The following is a 26,743-nucleotide window of genomic DNA, read 5'->3' as shown; positions in this document are numbered from 1 at the left end:
CGCTACTTGCCCTCGGGAAGCGGGAAATCGTCGCCGAGCTGCTCCCCGAGCTCCTTGCAAGCAGCGCGCAGCTCCACGGCGTTCTGGGCCCTCTTCAGCGCGGCATCGAGCTTCTCGAGGGTCTCCTTGAACCCGAGCATGCTTGCGGTCGACATGTTCGAACACAAATCGTAATTCCGCGCCACGGGGTTCTCGATCCGAAGGCGTGAAACAGACCGCAGTTCCTCCGCGCTCCAGACAGGCATGAACCGGCTCAGCATCGTGCTTACCAGATTGCTCAGCGCCCCGAGGTCGTCGTACTTCGTATCGCTCGCGGATGCGGCTTGCCGCTTGCACGGCCTGAACCAGTGCAACGCCGCGACCGTCAAGGCGATCCCCTTCGTGGATTTTCTGCCGTGGCTTCTGGAGAGGCGGAGGTCCTTCCAGCGCTTGAGGGCGCGGATCACACGGCGGAACTGCTGCGCATCCTCACCGGAGTGCGCGGCGGTGAGGAGACGCTGGAGCTCCTGCGGGTCGGACGGCTCCCAGAAGCGCTCCTCCCGGCGCGATCCGGGCTTGCCCTTGGCGATGTAGTCCTTTCCGTCGGAATTCCTCTTACCGCTCGAGTAGATCGCGAGGTCGACGTGGTAGACGTCTTCCCCACCCTCCTGGTAGAAGACGGTCACGCACGTACGGCGGACTTCGACTTTGTTGGTGTGTGACTTGACCGCATCGTGGACCCATGTCTTGACGACCACGGGATCCGGGTACTCGTCCTTCGACAGGTCGAAGCGCAAACCAACATCGAGATCGAAGTCGCCATCGACGGGCTTCACCCCGATGTTCATCGCGTAGCTGCCCTGGTTGAAGGGCTCGTAGGACGGGATCTTCACGCCCTCCACGCGCTGCCGCTTGATGCCCTCGCTCAGCCTGCGGAGGATGCGCTCACGCTTCTCCGCGAGGATCTGCTTCTCATGGTCCCTATCGAACCGGATGGCCTCGTCGAACTGCACGAAATATTTCTGCACGTCTGCCACGGGATGGACCTCCAGGAACGGCTCCGCAGGAGCGCGGGGGGAACGGCACGCCGGGGCGGCCGCCGGCTGCTCGGTCGCTCCCACCGGGGGAAGACGCCGCTCCGGAGGAAATCGATCGCGGGCCCTGTCGATTTCTCGACGAGCCCTCCCCTCGGCTACCGCAGGCCGTCGAGCTGGCCGAGCACCTCCTGCATGGCCGGCCTCGTCGACGGGACCTTGTTCAGCATCCGGCCGACGAGCTCGCGCAGCGCCGGCGGGGTCCGCTCGTCGAGCCCGCCCAGCGGCGGGCGCTCGAACAGGTGGAGCGCCATCAGGTCCTTCGGCTCGTCCGCGACGAACGGCAGACGGCCGCACAGCATCTGGAACAGGAGCACACCGAGGGAGTACACGTCCGCCGCCGCGCCGGCGGCCTTGGACTTGATCCACTGCTCGGGCGCCATGTAGTCCCAGGTCCCGAGCAGCGCGCTCCCACCGGTCGAGACGTGGCCGGCGGCGATCGGCTCACCCCGCGCTTCCGACCGCACCTTGGCGAGGCCCAGATCGGCGAGCCGGACCTGGGCGGCGCCGAGATCGTGTGCGTCGAGCAGCACGTTCGCCGGCTTCAGATCGCGGTGGACGATCCCCCGGCCGTGCAAGGCGAGGAGCGCGCTCGCGATCTGGGACGCGAGGCGCGCCGCGGTCCTCGGCGGCAGGGCGCCGTCCGCGTCGGCGAGCGCGCGCGCGAGGTGGGTGGGCAGCCGCTCCAGGATCATATAAGGCGCCCCTGACGGCAGGGTCCCCGACGCGAACAGGCGGACCACGTGCGGGTGCTGGATGCTCCGGAGGACGCTCGCCTCGTTCCGGAACCGGGTCGCGAGCTCCTCATCGGCGCACAACGCCTCGTGCAGGACCTTCACCGCAACCGGCCAAGGACCCTGGCCGGCGCGCGCCTCGTAGACATGACAGATCGCCCCGATGGCCAGGATGCTCACCACCTCGTAGCCGTCGATCCTCACGCCGGGCGCCAGCATCAACGCTCCTCGCTTCCCTCTTCCCCGAGCTCCCCGAGGCGCGCCAGCCGCTGCGCCTCGATCCGTTCGACCCACTCGAGCATGGGTCGAAGCTCCGAGGCGCACGAGGCGTGCTCGGCGATGAACGCGCCGGCGTCGACGCGCTCTCCGGCTTCACGCCGTCGCAGGTACGAGAGCAACGCCGCCCTGGCGTCCTCCGCCAGCTGAGCCGCCCGACGGGCGCCATGCGCCGCAGAGGCAGGCTCCGCAGCGCCGGTCACGCGCTCCTGGAGCGCCTCGATGCCTCGGTGCAAGAGGCCGCGGATCGCCGCATCGGACTTCTCCATGCATCGAGCCGCGTCGGAGACGCGAAGACCTTTGAGGTAACACAGCCAGATCGCCGTCTTCTGCTCCTCCGGGAGCTCGAAGATGCGACCGAACACCTGCCGCCACTGCTCCTCGTCCGCGGCGGCCTGGCTGGGGCTCAGCTGGGGCACGAGGTGCTTCTCCTCGTCGAGCGGCACCTCGCCGGTCCTGTCCCGCTTCTTGCGGGCGGCCGCGCGGAAGGACTGGATAGCGCAGGTCTCCACGATGCTCTCCAGCCAGGAAAGCCACTCGGCCGTCGTCGTCCCCCTGAAGGAGGAGATGCCGCGAGAGGCCCTGTCCGACGCTTCCTGCACGAGGTCGGACGGGCGCGTGATATCCGGCTGCTTCCTCCTCAGCCTACGGGACGCCCAGTCCTCGAGGAGCGGCGCGGACCACGTGAACAGCTGCCGCATCGCCGCCTGATCTCCGGCCCGCGCGCGCGCGATGAGCTCCTCCAGTGGAACGGCTTCCTGGCCCATAGAAGAATGAAATCCATCGTACGCCACGGGGCGGACGTTGCAAGGCCGGGCTCTGGAGGGCGCAAGTTGGGCGGTGATCATGGAACGGGCGCGATGCGCGCCTCGATCCGGATGGATGCCGTTCCGCGGAAGATCGATCGCGGAGCGGTCCTTTATTTTTTCTGCCGGCTCACGGGCAGGCCAGGCGCCTGAACCGCACGTCCTCCGGGTCCCGCTCGACGAACCCACGCGCTACCTCGCACCGGCGTGCGCGCGCCTCCGCGGCGCGCGTCCGCCCTCCGCGGGCCCCCGCCAGCTCCTCCACCCCCCGGAGGCTCTGGCACAGGAGCAACCCGTACTCCTTGTGGGTCGGATCTCCGAGGTGCAACGCCTCGCCTGTGCCGGCGGCCTGCTCGTAGAGCCGCAGCGCCTCGGCGGCCTGCCCTCCCTCCGCCCGCGCCGCGGCCAGGGCCGCCTCGGTCTTGCTCAGGATCAAGCGGAAGTACACGTTCCCCGGCTCGCCCTGGAAGAGCTCTCTCGCGAGCTCACGGGCGTGCTCGATGTGGCGCACCGCGACGCGCAGCTCTCCGCTCCTGCGCGCGGCAGCCCCCAGGGCGGCCAGCGTTTGCGCGATCAAGGAGCGGTTGTATCGCTTGCCCTCTTCGTCGGGCTCGTCGATCTGCTCGAGCAGACCGAGGGCATCCTCGTATCGAGCCGCGGCGGCGGGTGCATGGCCGAGCTCGAGCTGGACCTCCCCTTGCTCGGCGTAGCTCGTCGCGAGCGTGCGCCTGTAGTTGTTGGGCTCGACGGAGCGCACGCCGCTCAGCACCGCCACCGATCGATCGAAATCGTCGCGGGCGAGCTCGTATCGCCCATACGCGAGGTTGAGCTTCCCGCGCTTCGAGTGGGTCCACCCGAGCCTCAGGCGCAAGATCTCGCTCGACGGGTCCTTCGCAAGACCGAGCCGGATGCGGTCCTCCGACTGCGAGACGAACGCGTACGACTCGGACAGGCGCCCATTCGCTCGGGCGAAATCGCTGCGCCGGAGCTTGATATCCACCACGGCTCGGAGGACGTCCGGTTCGTCCTTCTCCTCCTCGCGCAGGGACGAGAGGTTCTCGTCCAGGTGCTCGAGCAGCATCGCCCGGATGCTCGACGTGTACAGGACCCTGCCGAGCTTCCAGTCGAGATCGCCGACCAGCTCTCTCGTGGCCATGAGGATGTGTTGCCGGTTCTTCTCGGCGCGCTGCCGTTCTTCCTCGGCGCGCTGCCTCTCCTGCTCCGCGCGCTGCCGTTCTTCCTCGGCGCGCTGCCGCTCCGTCCAGGCCCAGAGCGCCGTCGCGGAGATCGCGACCACCGCGGCGCCCAGGATCAGGATGAGCGCTCTCCGTATCCAGAGACGTCGCCGCTCGAGCTTCTCCGCCTTTCCCAGGAACGTGCGCGCCCGCTCGCTGGCCATCCGCAGGAGCCGCCCCGGGTCGCCCGCCGCGGCGATCTTCCCGCGGTAGTGATCCAGCAGGGAGCCCCAGGGCAGCCCATCCTCGCGCCTCCCTGATTGCGCCCACGCGTGCGCCGCGACCTCGAGATCCGCGTGCCGCTCGAGGAGCGCGCGCTCGGCCTCGATCCACCCGACGATCGCCGGGACCTTCTGCAGCAGCGTCTCGTGCACCAGGTCGACGCGCTGCTGGGACGGCTCCGCCGGAGGATCCGCGGCCATCACGACGAGCCGCAGGCTCTCGGACGCTGCCGGCGATTCCCCGGCCGGCATGCCCGAGATCCGCAGGAGCACGTCCTCCGCCAGCCTGTCGCCTCCCGCGGCTGCGAGGACGTCTCCCCGCGTCCTCGGGCGCCGGGTGTCGGGGACGCCGCGACCGACCTGGACGAGATCGAGGATGAGCCATTTGGCCCGCTCTCGCCCCTGCTCGCCCAGCGCATCGAGGAGCAGCGCGGCGTGGCGAGCCAGCGCGCCGCTGACCCCGCCGATCTGCTCGTAGTGGTCGTGGGTCAACGCGCCCGCGGCGCGGGACGACCAGAGGCTGCGGAGCGTATGCCCCAGGAGCGGGAGCCGCGCGTCGGTGCCGGCCGCGTCGCGCACCATGCGCGCGGGCAGCCCCTCGGAGAGCCGGAGCCCGGCCCGGGTGGCCATGCCGAGGATCACCTGTTCGAGCGCCTCGCCATCCATCGGCCGGAGGTGATAGCGGCACGCCTTGCTGTTCAGCGCCCGCGCCAGGCCGGGCGCCTGCTCCAGCCGGTGCAGGTAATCGCTCCTCAGCGTCGTCAGCAGGCGCAGCGGAGAGCGCTCGGCGGCGAGGCACGCCGACAGCAGGGCGTCGACCTGGCGCACGTGAGCGCCGCCCAGCGCGAACAGCTCCTCGAGCTGCTCCACCACGAGCAGCAGCCTGGCTCCCGGGGGAACGCAGCGGGAGAGGAGGGCGGCGAGCGCATTTCCTTCCGAGCGCAGCGCGGCCTCCATCTCTGCCTGCGCCCCTGCGGGCTCCTGCGCTGCGCGCACCGAAGCGATCGCGGCAGCGAGGCTCTTGATCGGGTCCTCGGACGGGCGGAGCGTCACGACGAGCCACGGCGCCGCCCCTGGAGCTCGCTCGATCAGCCTCGGCAGGAGCCCGGCCTGCACGAGCGACGATTTCCCGGTGCCGCTCGGCCCCTCGATCTGGAGCCAGCGCCTGGCGCCTTCCTCGCGCATCTCCTCGAGGACGGGCACGAGCTCGTTGATCTCGACATGGCGCCCGAAGAACAGCTCGGCCTGCGCCTCCGTGAACGGCTGTAATCCCGGGAAGGGGCACTCGTTTCTTTCGCTCGCCCACGACCGCGCGAGCATGTCCCGGCAGCGGATCATCGTGGGTCGTTGCTCCGGCGCCTTGGCCAGCATCGAGGAGACGAAGGCGCTGAGCGCCGGGGGCACCGTGGGCACGAGCTCGTCCAGGTGCGGGGGCTCCTGGTGCACGTGGTGATAGAGAAGCTCCACATCGTCCGTCGAGACGAACGGCGGCCTCCCCGCGATGAGCTCGAACAGGACCACGCCGAGCGCGTAGACGTCGGCCCGGTCGGTCACCTCGGCGGCGTTCCTGCACTGCTCCGGCGCCATGTACGCCGAGGTTCCCAGGAAATTGTGTGCGGCGGTCTGAACGTGCGTATCGCCGCGCTCGTCGCTGGCCGGCGGCACCTTGGCGATACCGAAGTCGAGGATCTTGGGCTGGAGGCCGAGGGGAGCCGCCTCGTCCGGGACGAGGAGGACGTTCTCGGGCTTCAGATCGCGATGAACGATCCCTTTTGCATGGACCTCGCTCATCGCGTCGGCGAGCTGCCGGCCGATCGCCAGCGCGGCGTCGAGCGGCGCCGGCCCGTCCTGCCGTTGCACCCACGCGCGGAGCGTGGTGCCGTCGAGGTACTCCATCACGAGGTAGGCGGCGCCGTCCTCGCGTCTGTCGCAGTTGTGGACCCGCACGATGCCCGGGTGGCGGAGCTGGGCGAGGGCGCGCGACTCCTGGACGAACCGCGCCGCGAGCTGGGGGTCGCCGGCCGACTCGTGCGAGAGGACCTTGAGCGCCACCTCCTGGCCCATGTGCTGGTGGACCGCGAGGAAGACGCGCCCGGCGCCGCCGCTGCCGATGGGCTGGAGGAGTCGGTAGGGACCGAACCTGTCGCCCGGGAGGTCCATGATCGGGTGAGCGGAATCTAGCCGATGAGGCTCCGGCAGGACCAGCGCGCGGGCGCGAGGCGCTCTCGCTTGCCGGCGCGCGGGCGCCGCAGCAAGCTGGCCGCGGGATCGCCCGAGGGCCGGAGGGGAAGCCGAGATGAGCCTCAGCGCAGCGGGAGCCGCGCTCCAAGGACACGACTACCAGCACCTCTTCGCCTGGTATCACGCGCTGCGAGCGCTGATGCCGGCGGAGGACGTCGACGGGATCGCGATCGAGGTGAAGAACGCGGGCAACGTGGACGACGTCGTTGTGCGCCGCCGGACGGCGGCGGACGAGCACTTTCAGGTGAAGTACTCGGTGGACGGGCGCCACCCGATCGACCGGGCCTGGTGGATCACGCCGGCGACCGACAGGGGGAAGAGCCCTTTACAGATGTTCTGGGCGAGCTGGCAGACGCTGTCGCGGGACGGACAGCGGCCGAGGATGGGCCTGTACACGAACCGATCGCTCGACGTGTCCGATCCGGTGCTGGCCTTGCAGGACGGACGCACCGGCACGCTCGGCCCGAGGCTGCGGCGGGCGGCGCCGAGATCGAAGGCTGGGCTCGGGCGAAAGCGCTGGGCGGACCATGTCGGCGTGGCGGAGGCCGATCTGCTCGAGATGCTCGATCACCTCGTCCTGTTCACCGGCCAGCCGGGGTGGACGGGGCTCGCGACGAGCGTCTCGGATCGGATGGCCGCTGTGGGGCTGAGGAGCGATGAGCTCGCGGTGGAGCAGGGCGTCCAGATGATCCGTGCGTGGGTGACGGGGGCCCGGCAGGAGGTGGATCGGCAGGTGCTAGCCGCGGAGATCGCGCGCCGCGGCCTGCACGGCGAGGCGCGCCGGGCGACCGTGGTGGTGCAGGCAATCGATCGCGATCCCTGGGCAGCCGGGGCGACGGAGCACCTCGACTGGGTCGACCGGTTCGAGGGCGACCACCCCCGGGCGCGCCGGCAGCTCCGCGATCCGCGGGACTGGAACGGGCGCCTGCTGCCGGAGCTGGAGGCCGCCGAGCGCCGCATCCGCGCGCTCGGGTTCGACCGGGTCCTCGTGCGCGGCGACATGCGTTTGCCCGCGTGGTTCGCGGCCGGCGTCACCTTCGGCGACACGCGCAAGTTCCGGGTGGCGTGCGTGCAGCGCGGCGAGCGGTGGAGCAGCGACGTGGTGCCTGGCGAGCTCCCGCTGCGCGTCGGCCCGCCCGTGGAGCTCGGGGCGGGGGGCGAGCTGGCGGCGGGCCTCAGCGTGGCCAACGACATCTCCGAGGACGTGCTCGGGTATCTGCGGGGCAGCGGGCTTCCCGTCGGGCGCTTCGTCGAGATCGCGGCCGCCCCTGCGCCGAGCGACACGGCGATCCCGGACGCGGCGCGGGCGAAGGGGTGGGCGCGCGCGGTGAGGCAGGTGGTGCGCGATCAGGTGCGCGCCACGGGAGCGCGCAGGGTCCACCTGTTCCTGTCAGGGCCGGCGGGGGGAGCGCTGCTCCTCGGGCACCTCTGGAACCGGATCCCGGGCACCCAGCTGTACGAGGATCTGAGCCCGGGCTATGCGCCGGCGTTCTTCATCCCTGGCTGATCACTCCTGCCCGTCGGGTGCGGATCCGGCTTCGCCGCGGCTCGAGAGTCGCAAAACAGCCACGGCCACCGCGCGCAGCTCGTGAGGTGGCTGGCGCGTGGTCGCCCAGTCCGACACCAGGGCGGCCAATCGTCGGGCGACGTCACAGTCGCCTTGATGCACGAGGAGCGCCGTCGTCACCTCTTTCGCCAGGATCGCTTCGAGAGCGTCCCCCATCGCGCGAAGAGTCCCTACCCATTCATCCATCGGAAGGTCGGCCCCCGGCGAGCCGACGTCGAGCGCCTCCACGATCGCAGAGGCGCAGTTCAGCCCGTCAGAGAGCGCCTCCGCCACACGCCGTGCATGTGCCATCTGTCCACCTCCCAATTTCTCGAACGAATATCGGCAAAGCCACGTCCCGAGCGGACGAATGACGGTACAATTGTCGCCATTCGAATATTGATAGCGCGACGACTCCGACCGTCCAGCTTCAATGGGGCCGCCGCCTTTCAGCGGCGGAGAGTCGCCGATCAGACGCCGAACGCGACGCGCGCCGGATGCTTCAATGGGGCCGCCGCCTTTCAGCGGCGGAGAGCGCGCAGAAGGGGGGACGAGCCATGGCCGCACTCACGCTTCAATGGGGCCGCCGCCTTTCAGCGGCGGAGAGGCCTACCTTCGGTCCGGTGTTCGACGCGTACCTATCGCTTCAATGGAGCCGCCGCATTTCAGCGGCGGAGAGTGCCCATGGACGAGGAAGGCAACGTGCTGCACTTCGATGCTTCAATGGGGCCGCCGTCTTTCAGCGGCGGAGAGTCCGCTGCACGACTTTCTGAAGGCAACCTCGTTCTGCTTCAATGGGGCCGCCGCCCTTCAGCGGCGGAGAGACGACGGGCGTGGACATGGGCGAGGTCCGGAAGGGGTTGCTTCAATGGGGCCGCCGCCTTTCAGCGGCGGAGAGGCCAGCGTGCGCGACTGCCGCGCCCGGCTGCCGCAGAGCTTCAATGGGGCCGCCGCCTTTCAGCGGCGGAGAGCGCTCGCGCGGACGGCAACCTTGCGAGCTTCCGCGGGCTTCAATGGGGCCGCCGCCTTTCAGCGGCGGAGAGAAAGCACGCACAGGCGGAGCAGAGCAAGATCGACATGCTTCAATGGGCCCGCCGCCTTTCAGCGGCGGAGAGGGTCCGTGAAGGCAAGATCCACTGGAAGACCGCAAGCTTCAATGGGGCCGCCGCCTTTCAGCGGCGGAGAGGACGGAACCTAAAGTGATTGGGGACCGGCCGGGACTCGCTTCAATGGGGCCGCCGCCTTTCAGCGGCGGAGAGGAAGCTGAAGGCGGAGCCGTGGATGCTCGACTGCCTGCTTCAATGGGGCCGCCGCCTTTCAGCGGCGGAGAGCGAGGACGATGAGGAGGACGGCCTCGGTCTGGACGAGGCTTCAATGGGGCCGCCGCCTTTCAGCGGCGGAGAGGGCCTGCGGCCCCGGGCTCGACCTGTTCGACTCGATGCTTCAATGGGGCCGCCGCCTTTCAGCGGCGGAGAGCGGCGTGGACGATGCCCGGTTCCTCGCGGCCATGGCGCTTCAATGGGACCGCCGCCTTTCAGCGGCGGAGAGGAAGGGAGGCGAGCGGCGATGAGCGGCGGCAGCTAGCTTCAATGGGGCCGCCGCCTTTCAGCGGCGGAGAGGCTGATTGCTCACCTGGCGATGGGCGCCGGAACGCAACTTCAATGGGGCCGCCGCCTTTCAGCGGCGGAGAGATCTTGTTGATCGTGCATATAAGCCTTTGGACTCATTGCTTCAATGGGGCCGCCGCCTTTCAGCGGCGGAGAGTCATGCCGGCCATCTGGCGCCGGCCAGGGGGAGGGTGCTTCAATGGGGCCGCCGCCTTTCAGCGGCGGAGAGGACGGGCCCCGGCCGCCAGCGGCGGGCGGAGCTACGAACGCTTCAATGGGGCCGCCGCCTTTCAGCGGCGGAGAGTCAGGTTCGGCGGACACTTCGGGGAGCTCGTCGTGTAGCTTCAATGGGGCCGCCGCCTTTCAGCGGCGGAGAGGAACCAAGCAGAGCGCGATCGCGCTCACGACCGTGTGCTTCAATGGGGCCGCCGCCTTTCAGCGGCGGAGAGGGACAGCGTTGACCGCTGCGCTTACGTTCGTGTCCCGCTTCAATGGGGCCGCCGCCTTTCAGCGGCGGAGAGGTCCCCCGCGGGCCGCATCTGGAACGTCGATGCGTCGCTTCAATGGGGCCGCCGCCTTTCAGCGGCGGAGAGAGACCCACCAACCGTATACCTCAATTCCGTCAATGTCGCTTCAATGGGGCCGCCGCCTTTCAGCGGCGGAGAGAAGCTCGCGGAGGAGGTCGCGGGCACTGTCGTTCAGCTTCAATGGGGCCGCCGCCTTTCAGCGGCGGAGAGAGTTCGAGGCGCTCGATGCGATGCGCGAGCTTCTCATGCTTCAATGGGGCCGCCGCCTTTCAGCGGCGGAGAGGTACGCCCTCGAGCGCGCCGGCAACCAGCAGTTTGCGCTTCAATGGGGCCGCCGCCTTTCAGCGGCGGAGAGGGCCCGCGCGCGCATCGCCGCGGCCGCACAGACCACCTGCTTCAATGGGGCCGCCGCCTTTCAGCGGCGGAGAGTACTGCTATTTATAATTGGCGCGTTAAGCTGGGAAAAGCTTTAATGGGGCCGCCGCCTTTCAGCGGCGGAGAGCTCCGCGAGGCCGCGTTTCAGGCGATCATCCACGGGCTTCAATGGGGCCGCCGCCTTTCAGCGGCGGAGAGATCGCGGATGGGTGCGAGGTCCCGCAGCGGATCGCCGTGGCTTCAATGGGGCCGCCGCCTTTCAGCGGCGGAGAGTCGTGGGCGTGCAGCGCGACCGGCATTTGCACCACGAAGCTTCAATGGGGCCGCCGCCTTTCAGCGGCGGAGAGTTCGACTACCACGCGCCGGTCGTGCGGCTCATCGAGCTTCAATGGGGCCGCCGCCTTTCAGCGGCGGAGAGTTCGTGAGCTCGAAGGAGCTCTCCCCCCGCTCGGGGTCGCTTCAATGGGGCCGCCGCCTTTCAGCGGCGGAGAGATCGCGGATGGGTGCGAGGTCCCGCAGCGGATCGCCGTGGCTTCAATGGGGCCGCCGCCTTTCAGCGGCGGAGAGTCGTGGGCGTGCAGCGCGACCGGCATTTGCACCACGAAGCTTCAATGGGGCCGCCGCCTTTCAGCGGCGGAGAGTTCGACTACCACGCGCCGGTCGTGCGGCTCATCGAGCTTCAATGGGGCCGCCGCCTTTCAGCGGCGGAGAGTTCGTGAGCTCGAAGGAGCTCTCCCCCCGCTCGGGGTCGCTTCAATGGGGCCGCCGCCTTTCAGCGGCGGAGAGTCGGCGAGGCGTCGCGCCCGTCCAGCCTGCCCGATTCCCAGCTTCAATGGGGCCGCCGCCTTTCAGCGGCGGAGAGCTGCGTCGCGCTGGTAGCTCCGCCGCCCTGCATCGAGCTTCAATGGGGCCGCCGCCTTTCAGCGGCGGAGAGCGAGCACTACCTAGCCGGGTGGCGCCTCCACGTGCGAGGGCTTCAATGGGGCCGCCGCCTTTCAGCGGCGGAGAGCGCGCTCATCCCTGGGCTCGCCTTCATGCGGCACCGGAACATGCTTCAATGGGGCCGCCGCCTTTCAGCGGCGGAGAGTGGCCCGGGTGGATCTTGTGGAGTCTGTTGATCCGTGGCTTCAATGGGGCCGCCGCCTTTCAGCGGCGGAGAGTGGACGAACCCCGACTACCTCGAGGCGCTGATCGTCTTGCTTCAATGGGGCCGCCGCCTTTCAGCGGCGGAGAGGGGCCCCAAGTGCGACGCTGTCGCATGACGTAGCGAGGGCTTCAATGGGGCCGCCGCCTTTCAGCGGCGGAGAGGGCCCTGGTCGCGTGGTCACGGAGGATGACTTATGAGCTTCAATGGGGCCGCCGCCTTTCAGCGGCGGAGAGGGCCCTGGTCGCGTGGTCACGGAGGATGACTTATGAGCTTCAATGGGGCCGCCGCCTTTCAGCGGCGGAGAGGCCAGCCCTACGTGCTCTCGTTCGAGACCGCCGACATGCTTCAATGGGGCCGCCGCCTTTCAGCGGCGGAGAGGCCTGCTCGCGCGCGTCCTGCGCCTGCTTGGTCGTGGCTTCAATGGGGCCGCCGCCTTTCAGCGGCGGAGAGGGCGTACTCCCCGCTGCCGGGCCGCACCACCCCGGAGCTTCAATGGGGCCGCCGCCTTTCAGCGGCGGAGAGTCCTCCTCCTGCGCGTTCGGGATCCAGACGAAGTGAGCGCTTCAATGGGGCCGCCGCCTTTCAGCGGCGGAGAGAGCGACACGATCCGTTGACGTTCGCTGAACTGCACGTGGCGCTTCAATGGGGCCGCCGCCTTTCAGCGGCGGAGAGGTCAGGGAAGGCGCCGCGTTCGCGGCGCGGCGGCGCGCTTCAATGGGGCCGCCGCCTTTCAGCGGCGGAGAGCTGCGCGAGGGCAAGGAGATCTCGACCGCGCAGTAGCTTCAATGGGGCCGCCGCCTTTCAGCGGCGGAGAGTCGGTGCCGGACGGCGACGACATGGACGACCTCTCGCTTCAATGGGGCCGCCGCCTTTCAGCGGCGGAGAGTCGGGACGGGTTCTTCACAGGCGGCCACCTTCGTCCCGGCTTCAATGGGGCCGCCGCCTTTCAGCGGCGGAGAGCCCTCCTCGAGCTCGAATCCGAAGCGGTCGATCAGGTCGCTTCAATGGGGCTGCCGCCTTTCAGCGGCGGAGAGTCGCCCGAGATGACCGACCCGGGCACGAGCGCGGCGCTTCAATGGGGCCGCCGCCTTTCAGCGGCGGAGAGTAGCACTGTCGTATGGCCAACCTGAACGATTCTCAGGCTTCAATGGGGCCGCCGCCTTTCAGCGGCGGAGAGATCCTCTTCATGCCCTACGGCGGCACGTACCCTTGGCTTCAATGGGGCCGCCGCCTTTCAGCGGCGGAGAGGCGCCCTTTGCCCGCAAGGCGTCGACTGGGCCTGCGTCGAGCTTCAATGGGGCCGCCGCCTTTCAGCGGCGGAGAGCGCACGAAGCGAGCCGGCAAGCCGAGCACCAGCGCAAGCTTCAATGGGGCCGCCGCCTTTCAGCGGCGGAGAGCTCGATCGGTCCGGATGACAGGGAGAACTGCGAAGGGCTTCAATGGGGCCGCCGCCTTTCAGCGGCGGAGAGCACTACACCGAAGGTCTCCAGACCTGGCACAACATGCTTCAATGGGGCCGCCGCCTTTCAGCGGCGGAGAGCAAGAAAGCTGTCCTCCTGGCGGAGAGGGAGCTGGAGCTTCAATGGGGCCGCCGCCTTTCAGCGGCGGAGAGCAAGAAAGCTGTCCTCCTGGCGGAGAGGGAGCTGGAGCTTCAATGGGGCCGCCGCCTTTCAGCGGCGGAGAGTTCGTGGGTCTCGCGATCATGCCCTCGGGTCTCAAGCTTCAATGGGGCCGCCGCCTTTCAGCGGCGGAGAGGCTCGCTGACTGCGTGCAACGACTGCGCGGGCGTGCGCTTCAATGGGGCCGCCGCCTTTCAGCGGCGGAGAGCTCCCGGTCCCAGACGAGGCCGTCGGCGGCCGAGCACGCTTCAATGGGGCCGCCGCCTTTCAGCGGCGGAGAGTGGGATCTGCCTGTGGCACCCGCACTGGTTGGTGGGGCTTCAATGGGGCCGCCGCCTTTCAGCGGCGGAGAGAGCCTTCTGCCGTTCTCAGGTCGAAGCCCCACGTCTCGCTTCAATGGGGCCGCCGCCTTTCAGCGGCGGAGAGGCGTCCAGCACGCCGTCGCTGTCCCGGAGACCGTGCAGCTTCAATGGGGCCGCCGCCTTTCAGCGGCGGAGAGTGAGGTGGTGCGCCGACGCGGGAGGGCGTCAGCGCGGTGGCTTCAATGGGGCCGCCGCCTTTCAGCGGCGGAGAGCCTCGGCGAGGACCTCGCCAGGGCTGGCCGGGACAGGCTTCAATGGGGCCGCCGCCTTTCAGCGGCGGAGAGAAGGAAGGGGAGGACGCGAAGCCTCCCGCCCATGGTGCTTCAATGGGGCCGCCGCCTTTCAGCGGCGGAGAGGCAGCGTGGGGCCTGTCCGGGTTCCAGAGGCCGGCTCGGCTTCAATGGGGCCGCCGCCTTTCAGCGGCGGAGAGCGCCTCGGCCTTGGCAGAGGCCCCGTGCAGCGGGCCGGCTTCAATGGGGCCGCCGCCTTTCAGCGGCGGAGAGTGCAGGTCGGCGTGCACGACGCCGTTGTCGTGCAGGTGCTTCAATGGGGCCGCCGCCTTTCAGCGGCGGAGAGCGGGGATCACGCCGTCGCCCCGGCTGCCAACGTTCACGCTTCAATGGGGCCGCCGCCTTTCAGCGGCGGAGAGCGCGGCGACGGCGCCGCTGAGGGGAATCGAGTGGACGGCTTCAATGGGGCCGCCGCCTTTCAGCGGCGGAGAGTAGATGGTCTGATCGCCGGTCTGGCTGATCTTCTCGCTTCAATGGGGCCGCCGCCTTTCAGCGGCGGAGAGATCCTCTTGGCGAACCGCCCCGCGTTCGATCCGTGGCTTCAATGGGGCCGCCGCCTTTCAGCGGCGGAGAGGCCCAGGGTGGCGGCCCTGGGAAGCTCGGGACGATGCTTCAATGGGGCCGCCGCCTTTCAGCGGCGGAGAGAGGTCGCGCGAGCGACCAAATTCTCCCGTGGCCACGTGCTTCAATGGGGCCGCCGCCTTTCAGCGGCGGAGAGCGGCATGGCCTGGGGTGCGGCGGAGGAAGGCGCTGGTGACGCTTCAATGGGGCCGCCGCCTTTCAGCGGCGGAGAGCGGGTGAACACCAGTGTATCGGTCTGCCCCAGTGGTGGCTTCAATGGGGCCGCCGCCTTTCAGCGGCGGAGAGCGCCATGTCGACGGACATGGCCTATCTGCAACACGAGTTGCTTCAATGGGGCCGCCGCCTTTCAGCGGCGGAGAGAGGCCTCCCAGGCGTACCTGAGATTTCGCGTACTTGCAAGCCGGTTTGCGAGAGGTTCCCGTTCGCCCCCCCTTCCCCGGCTGCCGGGGACCCTCCGGAGGCCCCCCTCCCTCTCGAAAACCATCGTCATTTCAAACACCTACCGGCGTTGCGAGCGCCTCCCGGGATTTTCGCGTCACTCCACCGCTCGCAGCGGGCCCGTCGCCTCCCTTCTACCACACCCCTCGCTCGCCGTGCCCAGCCCCTCCGTCGTCGCGCGTAGCGGTGTCTCTCCAGCCCGGCCTCGTCCGCTCACCCACCGTCGGTCGGCCTCGCGACGCGGAGCTCCGATGGCTCGGGCCCTCCACGGTACCCCGACCGCGCTCGACCCACCGCCGCCATCTTCCCCACCATCCGCCGCCGTCGCTCGCCGTGGTTCCCCCCGCCAGATCCGTTCCTCACGAAACGGCGCACGCGCACGGGACCGGCGCTCCTTCCGTCTCCTTCCTCCTGCATGTCACGATACCGGGCGACCCCCCACCGCCCCGCAGGACGCCCGCGCGGCACGTGCGTCCTGCGGGGTGGCGTGTTCTGGCGCCAGGACCGCGGGAACCGTGGCGCCGGCTGTCGGTCGCTGCGCCGGACAGGTCGTCCTTCTGCCCGAGGCGGCCTGCGCGACCGAGCTCGCCCGCGTTCCCGGACCGTCCCAGTCCCCCGGGCGAGCGCGCTCGTACCCGCACCGCGGAGATGGGTGCCCCCATCTTTTGTGGAGGCACGTCCACCGCGGAGATGGGTGCCCCCCATCTTTTGTGGAGGCACGTCCAGGCAGGAGATGGTTCCCACTCGTCTTTTTGTGGAGGCACGTCCACCGGGAGATGGATCCCACTCGTCTTTCTGTGAAGGCACGTCCAGGCGGGAGATGGGTCCAACCATCTCTCGCCTGGACGTGCCGGATCACCCGAACGGGTTCGCAGCTGCCGACCGCCCCGGCCGGGGGTGCAGGGACGGCTTCGGGCTTCTCGGCAGGGCCGTTCGACCGGGCCTCGCGCGATCGTCGACCGTCTCGACGTGGGACGCCAGCAGGATCCGTCGACGCAACGCCGCTCTGCCGCGGCACGAAGCGCCGCCGGCAGCAGCGGCCTGTCAGGCGAGGACCGAAGGCTCCTCCGCGAGCTCGGCTTCCGCCGCGCCAGGCCGAGACCGGCGCGTTCCTCACCGGCGCCCCCGTCGCGAAGGCAAAGCGCAAGGCGCGCTGAGCGGCGCGGGCGCCGGCCGCCGAGCGGCGCGAGCAGATGACGCGCCCCCGCGCTCTCCTGCCTCGTCCCCCGCCCCCGCCGGCGCGGCGCCTCACACCACCACGGCCACCCGCTCCGACGGGACGTACGCCCTCCCGAGGGACGCGATGGCGCTCAGCCCGCGCCCGTTCGCCGGACCGATGTCGATGATCAGCACCTGGTCCACCCTCGGATCGATGATCTGCCCGAGATCGCTCCGCAGCTCCACGAGCTCCCTCCGGCTCAGCTCGCACTGCCACACCGAGAGCTGCAGCCAGTCGCCGTACCCCCGCATCGCCTTGAAGATCTTGCGCAGCCGCTTCGGATCGCAGACGTCGTAACTCACGATGTAGCTCTGCCTCACGCCGGCCTCCTTCGCTCGCTCTCTCCTCCGCTCCCTCGCCCCTCGCTCTCCCGCGCTCCTCCTTCACCTCATCTCGTCCGGAACGACGGGTACGCCTCCACCTCGCCGAGCAGCACCCGCGCGAGCAGCCGCGCCTGCACCTCCAGCACCCTGCGGTAGCTGACCCGGTACCCGAACACCGGGTGCGTCACGAGCTGGTCCATCCGCCGCTCGTAGGCCAGGAGGAACTTCTTCCGCCCCGCGGGCCGCAGCGCCACCGCGCCGCCGAAGCGCTGGAAATCGTCCGGCGCGACCACCCCGTTGTTGATCGCCGCCACGACGACCGAGTCCGCCACGATGGGCCGGAACTCCTCCATCAAGTCGAGCGCCAGCGCCGGCCGCCCGAAGCGCGGCTGGTGATAGAAGCCGAGCAGCGGATCCAGCCCGACCGTGCCCAGCGTCGTCGCGAGATCCTTCGCGAGCAGCGCGTAAGCCAGCGACAGCAGCGCGTTCACCGGATCCCGCGGCGGCCGCCGGTTCCTCCCCTCCAGATCGAACTCGCCCCGCGCCTCGCCCGCGCCCTTCAACATGCCGGCGAACGCCCCGAAATACACGCGGGCCGCCGTCCCCTCGATCCCGAGCAGCGACGGCAACGACGGCGCCGCCGCGGCCTTGCGCCCGAGCTGGTCGAGCTCCGACAGCACCGCCGCCTCGGGCGCCGCGTGGTTGCGCCGGAGCATCGTCCTCGCGTTCTTGATCTTCGACACCACCACGCCGCGCGCGAACGATGAGCAGAACGCCTCGTCCGCCGCCGCGCGGTGCTGCGCGACCCGGAGCTCCACGTTCCTCGACTCGAGACCCGTCGCGCGACCCAGGTAGTAGCCGCCGTACGTCATGAAGCAGAGCGGTATCCCCCGCTCCAGCAGCGCCCGCATCGCCTGCGTCGAGATCTGCACGTTGCCGAGCAGCGCGACCTGCGACGTGTTCGAGAGCCGCGCCTCCGTCTGCCCGCCGGCGCGGCTGGTGATCACGAGCCGTTCCCCCGCGAGACCGATGCGCGCCCCCTGCTCCTGCACGTAGACGGGGAGCTTGTCGTCCCGCGCAGGGTGGAGGCGCCTGAGCTCCGCCCCGGGCTGCTCGTCCGCGTCCTCGGACGTCGCCTCCGCACCCGCTGCGCCGGCGAGGCCCCACGGATCCACGTCGAGCAGGCCTTCCAGCTCCTCCGACCCATCGGCCTCGACGGGCGGGCTCGCTGCCTTCGCCGTCTTCGCGTCCATCGCCGCGTCGAGATCCTCCCCGTCGAGACGCCGCAAGAAAGTAGATGGCCGCCTCGTCGCACGTATACCCGTGCTCGCGCAGGAGCAGCACATGGGCGCAGAGCTGCGCGCGCTCCGGCGGATCGGCTCCTCGGCAACACCCTCGTGCGCTCGCTCCAACGCCATGGTGCCTCCTTTGCAAGGTCATGAGATGCTGGCGCCGCCGGCAGGGTCAAGAACCCAGAAAAACATAAATAGTGATAATTTCGAGCGAACAACCGTAAGTGCACACGCGTGCCCCTTCTTGGCCCCGATGCGGAGGGCGCCTTGTAGAACCGGCGCGGTAGCAGCCGCAGATCCCGCCGCTCGGCGGGCCGGCCGCTCGACAGGGATGACCCGGCCGCCCTGCCGCGGTATGCTGGCGCCGTCATGCCGGGCACCGGGTATACCGCTCTCGTCGATGGCCATCGCGTGGACGTCCTGCGGGATGGAGTCGTCGTGGCCACCGGACGATGGACCGGCCAGCGCATCGAGCAAAGCCCTGCCTGCCTCATCGAGGGAGACATCGTCGATCTGGACGAAGCGCTCGCCGCTTCGGACGCGATCTACGCGGAGCTGGAGGAACGGCTGGCCGCCGAAGAGGCCGCAGCGCTGGCCGTGCCCACGTGCAACGAGGAGGGCGTCGATCTGACCCTGATCGACTGGGTCCTCGACATGACGCCAAGGGAAAGGCTTGAGATGATCGAGTCGTACGCGGGGGTCCCGTTCGGGCGCATCCTCGAGATCCTCGAGGCGCACGAGGTCGAGTTCATTGTCATCGGCGGCGTGGCCGCGAGCCTGCAAGGCGCAGACTGGAACACGAAGGACCTCGATGTCTTGTACTCGCGCGACGCACCGAACATCCGCCGGATGCTGGACGCACTGTCCGCGCTCGAGGCCCGATTCCGCGATTTCGCCGGCCGACACATCGTTCCCACCGAGTCGCACCTGACCACGTTCGGCGTGAAGCCTTTGAGCACGAAATTCGGTCCGCTGGATCTGCTGGGAACGCTGAGCATGCACGACGACGAGACAACCTATGAGTGCCTCCTCGACCAGACGCTCACGCTGGAGACACCGCGGCTCTCCATCCGTGTTCTCACCCTGGAGAAGCTGGTCGAAGTCAAAAAGAAAGCGGGACGTCCCAAGGACCTGCTGGCGCTGCAGATCCTGCAAGCGACAATCGAGCGCTCAAAACAGCGCGGATGAGCCGCCGCCAGCGTCGATCTCACGCTTCCCCTGCCCTCGCTCTTCTGCGAAGCTGCTCTGGCCTGAAGGAGGCGCCTCCCCGCGCGCCCGGCACCTGGAACGTCCCCACGTGATGCCTCCGCCGCCCTACGCTGCCTGGTTCGAGACCGTCACCCGCTTCTCGCCCCACGGCTGGCAGCGCGCGCTCGGCGAGGCGACGCAGTGCGGACACCGGCTCCTCCGCATCCCGACCGGCTTCGGCAAGACGGCGGGCGTCGTGCTTCCCTGGCTCTACCATCGCGTGCGCCGTGAGGACCTCGGCTGGCCCACGCGCCTCGTCTTCTGCTTCCCGATGCGCACGCTCGTCGAGCAAACCGAGACCGCCATAAGGGCCTGGCTCGAGCGGTCGGGGCGGTCCGTCGCCGTGCACGTCCTCATGGGCGGAGTCGAGGGCCAGCGCTGGGAGCTCGCTCCGGAGCAGCCGGCCATCCTGCTCGGAACGCAGGACATGCTGCTCTCGCGCGCCATGAACCGCGGCTACGGCGCGGGCCGCGCGCGGTGGCCCATGCCGTTCGGGCTCGTGAGCCAGGACGCGCTCTGGGTCCTCGACGAGATCCAGCTCATGGATGTCGGACTCGCCACGAGCGCGCAGCTCGCCGCGTTCCGCGACCACGATGCGGCCGCGCGCCGGCGGCTGCGGCCCACCCATGCATGGTGGATGAGCGCCACGCTCCAGCCCGGGTGGCTCGCGACCGTCGACTTTGGAGGACAGGTCCCCGCCCTCGACGAACAGGCCGTGCGCATCCCGGAGGCGGAGCGCCAAGGAGGGCTGTGGGAGGTGAGCAAGTCGATCGACCTCCGCGATGTCGCGGCGGAGGCCGACGTCGCCAAGCTCGCGCTGGAGATGCACCAAAAGGGCACGCTCTCGCTCATCGTCGTCAACCAGGTCCAGCGCGCCGTCGACCTCTTCCAGGCGCTCGACGATCGATGCCACGAGCGCAAAGGGAAGGCGCGTGTCCGGCGCCCTGGCGCGCCGGAGCTCAAGCTCGTGCACAGCCGCTTCCGCGGCGCCGAAAGGGCCCAGTGGAGCCGCGACTTCCTGAGCCGCGCCGCGAGCCAACCCAAGGCGCTTCCCGACGAAGGGCGCATCATCGTCGCCACGCAGGTCGTCGAGGCGGGCGTCGATATCTCGGCGCGCCTGCTGATCACGGACCTCGCTCCCTGGTCGAGCCTGGTCCAGCGGTTCGGGCGCTGCGCCCGCTATGAAGGGGAGTCCGGCGCCATCGTGGTGCTGGGCAAGACGAAGACCACGGCGCCCTATGCGGAGGCCGAGCTCGACGCCGCAGCCGAGGCCGCCGCGACGCTCGCCCGGAGCGCCGGCGACGCCTCGCCGCGCGCCGTCGACGCCTTCGAGCAGGCGTGCGCCCCGGATCTGCTCGGCCGGTTCTACCGCTACGCGCCGGCCCACGTCCTGCGCCGCCGCGACGTCGATGAGCTGTTCGACACGACGCCCGACCTGACCGGCAGCGATCTGGACGTCGGCCGGTACATCCGGAGCGGGGAAGACCGCGACGTCCGCGTCTTCTGGAGGCCTGTCGACGCGGCGAGCAAGAGCGTCCCCCGCGAGCTCGTCGGCCGGGTGCACCGCGCCGAGCTCTGCCCCGTCCCGGTCCGCGATCTGCGCGACTTCGTGCGCGCCGATCGCCGCGGGCGCCCCGTCTTCGCGCTCGATTACGTGCTCGGCACCTACCGCAGGGTCGACGAGGTCGATCGCATCCCGCCGGGGAGCACGCTCCTGCTCCCGTCGTCCGCAGGCGGGTACACGGCGGATCTCGGCTGGAACCCCAAGGCGAGCGCCGACGTCGTGCCCGTGGCTCCGCCGGCGGAGCCGGCCGAGAGCGCGGCGCTTCGGCTCGATCAGAGCGCCGAGGCAGCGGAGGACGACAGCCTGTCGCAGGCGGCGTGGAAGAGCATCGCCACGCACGGCCGCGAGACGGCCGAGGAGCTGCGCGGCATCGCGACGGCGCTCCGGTTGCCGGCGCGGCTCGCGGATCTCCTGGATCTCACGGCGCGCTGGCACGACGCCGGCAAGGCGCATGCGGTGTTCCAGGACGCGATCCGGCAAGACGCGCGCGCGGAGGCCGGTGAAGTCGGCCTGCGCCGCGATCTCGCCAAGGCGCCGCGCGGGGCGTGGACCGGGAAGGGCTACCCGACACGGCCGGGCTTCCGGCACGAGCTCGCGAGCGTCCTCGCCCTGTTCTCGCTGCTCCGCCGCGCGGATCCGCAGCATGCCGCGCTGCTCGGGGGCAGCGCGGAGCTCCTCGCAGCGCTGGGCGAGCCGCCGCCCGCGGCGCCGCCGGAGACCTCCATCGACCGGAGCCATCCGCTCGCGCACGAGCTCGCCGCGCTCTCGGAGGAGGAGCTCAACCTCGTCGCCTTCCTCGTCTGCGCGCACCACGGCAAGGTGCGCACCGCGTGGACGAGCACGCCGCTCGACCAGGCCGAGGGCCACGGCGGCATCCACGGCGTGTGCGAGGACGACGCGCTCGCCCCGTTCGAGCTCGCCGCCGCGGAAGACGACGCCCCGGTTCCATCGCTCACGCTGTCCCTCGAGCCCGCCGCGCTCGGCGTCGGAGCGCGGTTCGGCGCCTCCTGGGGCGAGCGCGTCTCCGGGCTGCTCGAGGCGTGGGGCCCCTTCGCGCTCGCCTACCTGGAGGCGCTGCTCCGCGCCGCCGATGCGCGCGCCTCGATGGACGCGACCTCATGAGCCTCCACTTCCACCACCTCGCCGGATGCACCCCCGAGCCGATCGCCGGCTACCTCAAGGCGCTCGGCGTCCTCCGCGCCGTCGCGAGCCAGGCCGACCGCGGGGCGCGGGCCCGCTGGAACAGCGGGCGGTTCGAGCTCGTCACGTCGCTCGATCGCGATGACCTGGCGCGCTTCTTCCTGGAGGCCTACGCGCCGTCGCCGATCATCGCGCCGTGGAACGGCGGGAGCGGGTTCTATCCGAAGGACACGAAGGACGGCATCGAGCCCCTCTCGTCGTCGCCGGCGGATCGCTTCGCCGCCTACCGCGAGGCGATCGCCGCGGGGCGCGCGATCGTGGCGGCGCGCGCCGAGAGCCCGAAGGGCGAGGAGAAGCTCGAGATGATCCGCGCCTGCCGGCGCGCGTGGCCCGAGGCCATGCTCGCGTGGCTCGACGCCGCGGTGGTCCTGGCCGGAGACGCGGCGAAGTACCCCGCGCTGCTCGGCACGGGCGGCAACGACGGCCGGCTCGACTTCACCAACAACCGCATGCAGCGCCTGATCGAGCTCTTCGATCCGGCGACCGGCGCCGCGCGGCCGGCGGCGCGCCCGCTGCTCGCGGCCGCGCTCTTCGGCGAGCCGGCGCCGGGGCTGGAGCGGCGCGCGGTCGGCCAGTTCCTGCCGGGAAACGCCGGCGGTCCGAACCAGGCCTCGGGCTACATGGGCGAGTCGCTCGTGAACCCGTGGGACTTCGTCCTGCTGCTCGAAGGGGCGTTGCTCCTGCCCGTCGCCGCGGTGCGGAGGCTCGAGAGCGCCGACCTGGTGCAGGCGGCCGCGCCGTTCGCGGTGCGAGCGCGGGCCGGCGGCTACGCCAGCGCGTGCGCCGCCGACGAGGGCAACCAGCGCGGCGAGCAGTGGATGCCGCTCTGGGGCGGCGCGGCGACGCTCGCCGAGGTGCGTGCCCTCTTCGCCGAGGGGCGGCTCGTCGCCAGCGCGAACAAGCGGCAGGCGGGGCACGCCATCGACGCGGCGCGCGCTGTCACCGGGCTAGGCGTCGCCCGCGGCGTGACCGAGTTCGTCCGGTTCGGGTACATCGAGCGCAACGGGCAGGCAAACCTCGCGGTGCCGCTCGGCCGGTGGACGGTCGAGGCGGGCGATGGCGCCGGCACCTCGTCGCGGTCGCGGTTGCTCGACGAGATCGACCCCTGGGTCGAGGGCCTGCGCCGCCTGGGCCAGGGCGACAGCGCGCCCGCGGCGCTCGCTCGCGCGCTCCGCCGCGTCGAGGCGGCGATGCTGGCGGTGTGCCGCGACGGGTCGCCGGAGCGCTGGCAACGGCTGCTCCTCGGGCTGGCCGAGGCGGAGAGCGCGCTCGTCTCGCGGCCGAAGGTCGCGGCGTCAGCGCCGTGGCTCGGGCCGCTTCCGCCGCTGTCCCACGCGTGGTGGAGCGCGGCCGACGACGGCTCCGCGGAGCTGCGCCTCGCCGCCGCCATCGCGTCGCAGACAGGCCCGGCGGAGCGCCCCGGCGCGGACGAGCTCGGCCCGATCCGCGCGCACTGCCTCCCGCTGGATCCGCGCTCCGGCTTCCGCCGCCTCGCCTTCGGTACCGACGGCCTCGTGCGCGACCCGCGCGTCGTCTGGACCGGCCGCGATCTCGCCGACGATCTCGCCGCCGTGGCGCTGCGCCGCATGGTCGAGGCCCCGCTCCACGGGGCGCGCGCCTTTCCCCTGCGCGGCCGCGCGTACGCGCACCTGGACGATGTCGCGCTGTTCCTGGACGGCGCGGTGGACGAGGCGCGCGTCGCCGGGCTGTCGCGCGCCTTGATGGCGGTCGACTGGAGGCGTGCGCCGCGGCCGTCGCGCGCGCCGCGCGCCGAGCGCCCGTCGGCGCTCCACGGGCTCTTCCGGCTCGCGTACACGCCCGACGAGGTGAAGCCCCGGCCTGCTCCCGGCCGCGATGGCGCCGGCGAGCTGTCGCCGCTGGAGCCGCGCCTCGATCCGGCGCCGCTCCGCCTGCTCGTCGCGGGGCGCCTGCACGACGCAGGAGCCGCGGCGGTGCGCACGCTGACCGCGGCCGGCGCGCGCCCGAAGCTGCGCCTCGTCGCGGGCTCCGCCGATCTCGCGCGGCGCCTCGCCGCGACACTCGCCATCCCTGTCGCGCCCGAGGATCTCGTGAAGCTCCTCGGGCTGGTCTGTAAGCCGGCCAGTTCCGCGGTCGAGGACGCGCCGTCCACGCCGCTGCCCGCGGCACATGCAACGTCGGAGTGATCATGCCCATCGATCTCAGCGCCCTGCTCCCCGATCGCGCCCCGTACCCCTCGCGCCTGCTGCTCGAGCAGGAGCTGCGCCCCGTGCAAGGGGTCCGCTTCCAGCCGACCGGCTTCCCGGATCTGGGCGCGAGCGTCTTCGAGGATCCCGTGAACGGCGGGCAGCGGCTGCTCGTCGAGAGCGCGCAGAGCATGGCCAACCGGCTCGAAGCGGTGTGCTGGGACCGGACCGCGCAGGACCTGGTCCCCGAGCTCAAGGCGCTCTCGTATGTGCGCGTGGTCCGCCCGGACAAGAGCTATCTCACGAGCTCGATCACGGAAGCGCACCGGCTCAACTCGCCTTACATCCTGGAGAGCAAGGACAAGTCGTTCTTCAACCGGCTGAAGGACGAGACCGCCCCCCTCGCGGAGGGGCCGATCGATCGCACAAAGCTCGCGGCCATCGTGTTTCGCTACGACGCGAACACGCTGCTTCACGGCCTCTTCCTCGCGAAGCCCGACCTCGTGGGCGGGCGATTGCGCATCGAGCGCGCGCTGTCGTCGTTCATCGAGGCCGAGGACGTGCGCGTGGCCGCCTCCGGTGGCGTGAAGAACGATGCGGTGAACCCGAGCGGCGATACGGGCAAAGGTTTCGGCAACGTGCCGTTCCACCGGGACGAGTACACCGCGAAACGGATCATGGCGTTCTTCAGCCTCGATCTGCACCAGATCCGCGGCTACGGCCTCGGCGCGGCGGCGGAGCGGCTGCTCACGTTGCTCGCGCTCTACAAGATCGCGGCGCTGTTGGAAGGTGACCTGCGCCTGCGGACAGCGTGTGACCTCACACCGCAGGGGTCGTTGCGCGTGGTTCGCCCCGAGTCGTTCGTCGTGCCGCCCGTGGCCGCGCTGCGGGCGGAGCTGCCCTCGGCCATCGCGGCGTGCAAGGACCTGTTCGCGGGCGCCGGCGCTCCGACGACCGTCACCTTCTCTGCCTGATGCTGCGGCTAGCTATCCGGTTCCTGGCCGGTTCGTACCACGCGACCCCCTGGGGCCGTCACGTGAACGAAGGGGACATCGAGTGGCCACCTAGCCCATGGCGCCTCTGCCGTGCGCTCCTCGCGACCGGGTTCGCCCGGCTCGGCTGGACGGCGGTGCCGCCGGAAGGCCGGACGCTGATAGAACGGCTGGCGACATCGCCGCCCGGCTACCATCTTCCGCCGGCGTCGACGGGCCATACGCGCCATTACATGCCCGTCCACAAGAACGCCACGGCCAAGGTGCTCGATGCGTTCGCGTTCGTCGGGCGCGGCGACGGCGCGGTGCTCGGCGTCACCTGGGACGTGGAGCCCACGGCGGCAGAGCGAGCGCTCTTCGAGGCGCTCGCAGAGCGCTTGAGCTACCTGGGACGCGCCGAGTCCTGGGTGGCTGCCGAGGCGACGGAGGTCCTGCCGGAGGACCTGTCTCCATGCCGCGCGTCGGAGTGTGCCCCCGGGCCGGGCTACGAGCGCATCGCGCTGCTCGCGCCGCTCGGCGCCCCGGAGTACGCGGCCTTCCGGAGCGAGCGCGTGGGCGCAGCGCGCGGCACCGAGCAGGAGGAGCCGGCGCGGCGAGGCGCGAAGGCGCCGAAGAAGAGCGCGGCTTCGAAGGAGGCCGCGAAGCTCGACGCGCTTTATCCGGCGGACCTCCTGGCGGCGCTCCTCAAGGACACCAGCGATCTCCAGCGGGACGGGTGGAGTCAGCCGCCCGGCAGTCGATGGCTATCGTACTGGCGCCGCCGAGACGCGCTTGCGAAGGTGCCAGCGAGCACGACGCGGGCAGCTCACCGGAGCGCATCGCAGAAAGACACGGCGCTCCTCGCGTTGTCGTCCGACACCGCACGAGGAGAAGTCCTGCCTCGCCTCGTGGACGGCCTGCTCTGGATGGAGGTGCTGCATGCGAAGCTCGTCAGCCACTCGGATCGCCGCGACGGCAGCGGACCATCTTCCTGCCTGAGCGGGAGAGACGCGTGTGGAGAGCGGCTCAAGGATCACAGACACGCCTGGCTCTTACCGGCGTCGCTGGAACGCGAAGGCCATATCGACCACGTGCTCGTGCATGCGGCGATGGCGTTCGACGGACGCGCGCAGGATGCGCTCTCCAAGCTGCGGCAATTTCACATGAAAGAGGCGCTCACGTTCGTCACGCTGGTGGGCACCGGCACGCGGGAAGACTTCGAGCAGGCGGTGCCTTATGCCAGGGCGGCGAGGGTCTGGAAAAGCGTGCTGCCCTTCGTACCTCCGCGGCACCTGAAGAGGCAGGGAGCGAGCTCGCTCGAGGGCCAGGTCCAGGCCGAGCTCGCATCCCGGAATCTGCCGCGTGCCGAGCGCATCGAGGTGGAGCTCGACGGAAGCGGCTACTGCGCCGCGAGCGATTTCTGGGAGCTATGGAGCCACCGTCATCCCGGTGAGGTCCGCGTCGAGGCGCGCGGGGAGGGCGCTCCCCAGCCGGAGGAGCGCCTGGCGGCGCGCTGGCGTCACTTTCGCAACGTGCGCCAGCTCAAGCCCGATCAGCGCCCTCCCATCGCCGCGAGCCTCGGCCTGCGCCTCACCTTCGCCGAGCCCGTCCGCGGCCCCATCGCCCTCGGTTACGCCTCCCACTTCGGCCTCGGTGCGATGGCCCCATCGCCGTGATCCGCC

At 70.4% G+C, this 26,743-nt stretch carries 13 protein-coding genes and 1 CRISPR repeat array; of the genes, 6 read left to right on the top strand and 7 right to left on the bottom strand.

The window, feature by feature from the left end:
• Window positions 1-2 precede the first annotated feature (2 nt).
• The 4 genes from WMF27_RS01480 to WMF27_RS01465 all read right to left on the bottom strand — a co-directional run bounded on the left by WMF27_RS01480 (window position 3) and on the right by WMF27_RS01465 (window position 6,505).
• Window positions 3-1,016 carry a cyclic GMP-AMP synthase DncV-like nucleotidyltransferase gene (locus WMF27_RS01480; protein ID WP_437762044.1) on the bottom strand — a complete coding sequence of 338 codons (1,014 nt, stop codon included), beginning with the start codon at window positions 1,014-1,016 and terminating at the stop codon, window positions 3-5.
• Window positions 1,017-1,171: 155 nt separating this feature from the next.
• On the bottom strand, window positions 1,172-2,026 hold the full coding sequence (locus WMF27_RS01475; protein WP_437762045.1) for a serine/threonine-protein kinase: 855 nt from the start codon (window positions 2,024-2,026) through the stop codon (window positions 1,172-1,174).
• Window positions 2,026-2,877, bottom strand: a complete 852-nt coding sequence (locus tag WMF27_RS01470) for a sigma-70 family RNA polymerase sigma factor (RefSeq protein ID WP_437762046.1) — start codon at window positions 2,875-2,877, stop codon at window positions 2,026-2,028. Before WMF27_RS01470 ends, WMF27_RS01475 begins: the two co-directional genes overlap by 1 nt.
• A gap of 142 nt (window positions 2,878-3,019) precedes the next feature.
• A complete protein-coding gene (locus tag WMF27_RS01465; RefSeq protein ID WP_437762047.1) occupies window positions 3,020-6,505 on the bottom strand; it encodes an nSTAND1 domain-containing NTPase in 3,486 nt (1,161 codons plus the stop codon).
• 136 nt (window positions 6,506-6,641) lie between these two features.
• Here WMF27_RS01465 and WMF27_RS01460 point away from each other — a divergent pair, with 136 nt between their 5' ends.
• The gene (locus tag WMF27_RS01460) at window positions 6,642-8,093 is read left to right on the top strand and encodes an SAVED domain-containing protein (protein WP_437762048.1); all 1,452 of its coding nucleotides are present in this window, start codon (window positions 6,642-6,644) and stop codon (window positions 8,091-8,093) included.
• Here WMF27_RS01460 and WMF27_RS01455 read toward each other — a convergent pair whose 3' ends face one another.
• The 3 genes from WMF27_RS01455 to cas1 all read right to left on the bottom strand — a co-directional run bounded on the left by WMF27_RS01455 (window position 8,094) and on the right by cas1 (window position 17,874).
• Window positions 8,094-8,444: a hypothetical protein gene (locus WMF27_RS01455; RefSeq protein WP_437762049.1), complete on the bottom strand. Its 351-nt coding sequence runs from the start codon at window positions 8,442-8,444 to the stop codon at window positions 8,094-8,096.
• Window positions 8,445-8,559: 115 nt separating this feature from the next.
• Window positions 8,560-15,001: a CRISPR direct-repeat array (repeat unit 36 nt; unit sequence GCTTCAATGGGGCCGCCGCCTTTCAGCGGCGGAGAG).
• 1,326 nt (window positions 15,002-16,327) lie between these two features.
• Complete coding sequence (gene cas2 / locus WMF27_RS01450; RefSeq protein WP_437762050.1) at window positions 16,328-16,618, bottom strand: CRISPR-associated endonuclease Cas2; 291 nt, start codon at window positions 16,616-16,618, stop codon at window positions 16,328-16,330.
• 68 nt (window positions 16,619-16,686) lie between these two features.
• Window positions 16,687-17,874 (bottom strand): CRISPR-associated endonuclease Cas1, encoded by a 1,188-nt coding sequence (gene cas1, locus WMF27_RS01445; RefSeq protein ID WP_437762051.1) that lies wholly within the window; start codon window positions 17,872-17,874, stop codon window positions 16,687-16,689.
• Between the two features lie 408 nt (window positions 17,875-18,282).
• Here cas1 and WMF27_RS01440 point away from each other — a divergent pair, with 408 nt between their 5' ends.
• The 5 genes from WMF27_RS01440 to csb2 all read left to right on the top strand — a co-directional run bounded on the left by WMF27_RS01440 (window position 18,283) and on the right by csb2 (window position 26,737).
• On the top strand, window positions 18,283-19,101 hold the full coding sequence (locus WMF27_RS01440; protein ID WP_437762052.1) for a hypothetical protein: 819 nt from the start codon (window positions 18,283-18,285) through the stop codon (window positions 19,099-19,101).
• A 112-nt stretch (window positions 19,102-19,213) separates the two neighbouring features.
• Complete coding sequence (cas3g, locus tag WMF27_RS01435; protein ID WP_437944512.1) at window positions 19,214-21,847, top strand: type I-G CRISPR-associated helicase/endonuclease Cas3g; 2,634 nt, start codon at window positions 19,214-19,216, stop codon at window positions 21,845-21,847.
• Window positions 21,844-24,090, top strand: coding sequence for a type I-G CRISPR-associated protein Cas8g1/Csx17 (gene cas8g1, locus WMF27_RS01430; RefSeq protein WP_437762053.1), 2,247 nt, complete (start codon window positions 21,844-21,846; stop codon window positions 24,088-24,090). Before cas3g ends, cas8g1 begins: the two co-directional genes overlap by 4 nt.
• A 2-nt stretch (window positions 24,091-24,092) precedes the next feature.
• Window positions 24,093-25,064: a type I-G CRISPR-associated RAMP protein Csb1/Cas7g gene (gene cas7g / locus WMF27_RS01425; RefSeq protein WP_437762054.1), complete on the top strand. Its 972-nt coding sequence runs from the start codon at window positions 24,093-24,095 to the stop codon at window positions 25,062-25,064.
• A complete protein-coding gene (gene csb2, locus WMF27_RS01420) occupies window positions 25,064-26,737 on the top strand; it encodes a type I-G CRISPR-associated protein Csb2 (RefSeq protein ID WP_437762055.1) in 1,674 nt (557 codons plus the stop codon). The genes cas7g and csb2 overlap by 1 nt, the downstream gene beginning before the upstream one ends.
• Window positions 26,738-26,743: the final 6 nt, after the last annotated feature.

Origin of the sequence: Sorangium sp. So ce281, assembly GCF_051527395.1 — a bacterium.
Taxonomy (GTDB): domain Bacteria; phylum Myxococcota_A; class Polyangia; order Polyangiales; family Polyangiaceae; genus Sorangium; species Sorangium cellulosum_B.
This window is presented reverse-complemented; position numbering and strand designations above follow the sequence as displayed.

Coding starts and splice junctions, on each gene's coding strand:
- cas8g1 (WP_437762053.1), top strand. CDS start 21,844: ATGAGCCTCCACTTCCACCACCTCGCCGGATGCACCCCCGAGCCGATC.
- WMF27_RS01440 (WP_437762052.1), top strand. CDS start 18,283: ATGCCGGGCACCGGGTATACCGCTCTCGTCGATGGCCATCGCGTGGAC.
- cas3g (WP_437944512.1), top strand. CDS start 19,214: ATGCCTCCGCCGCCCTACGCTGCCTGGTTCGAGACCGTCACCCGCTTC.
- cas7g (WP_437762054.1), top strand. CDS start 24,093: ATGCCCATCGATCTCAGCGCCCTGCTCCCCGATCGCGCCCCGTACCCC.
- WMF27_RS01475 (WP_437762045.1), bottom strand. CDS start 2,026: ATGCTGGCGCCCGGCGTGAGGATCGACGGCTACGAGGTGGTGAGCATC.
- cas1 (WP_437762051.1), bottom strand. CDS start 17,874: ATGGACGCGAAGACGGCGAAGGCAGCGAGCCCGCCCGTCGAGGCCGAT.
- WMF27_RS01455 (WP_437762049.1), bottom strand. CDS start 8,444: ATGGCACATGCACGGCGTGTGGCGGAGGCGCTCTCTGACGGGCTGAAC.
- csb2 (WP_437762055.1), top strand. CDS start 25,064: ATGCTGCGGCTAGCTATCCGGTTCCTGGCCGGTTCGTACCACGCGACC.
- WMF27_RS01460 (WP_437762048.1), top strand. CDS start 6,642: ATGAGCCTCAGCGCAGCGGGAGCCGCGCTCCAAGGACACGACTACCAG.
- WMF27_RS01465 (WP_437762047.1), bottom strand. CDS start 6,505: ATGGACCTCCCGGGCGACAGGTTCGGTCCCTACCGACTCCTCCAGCCC.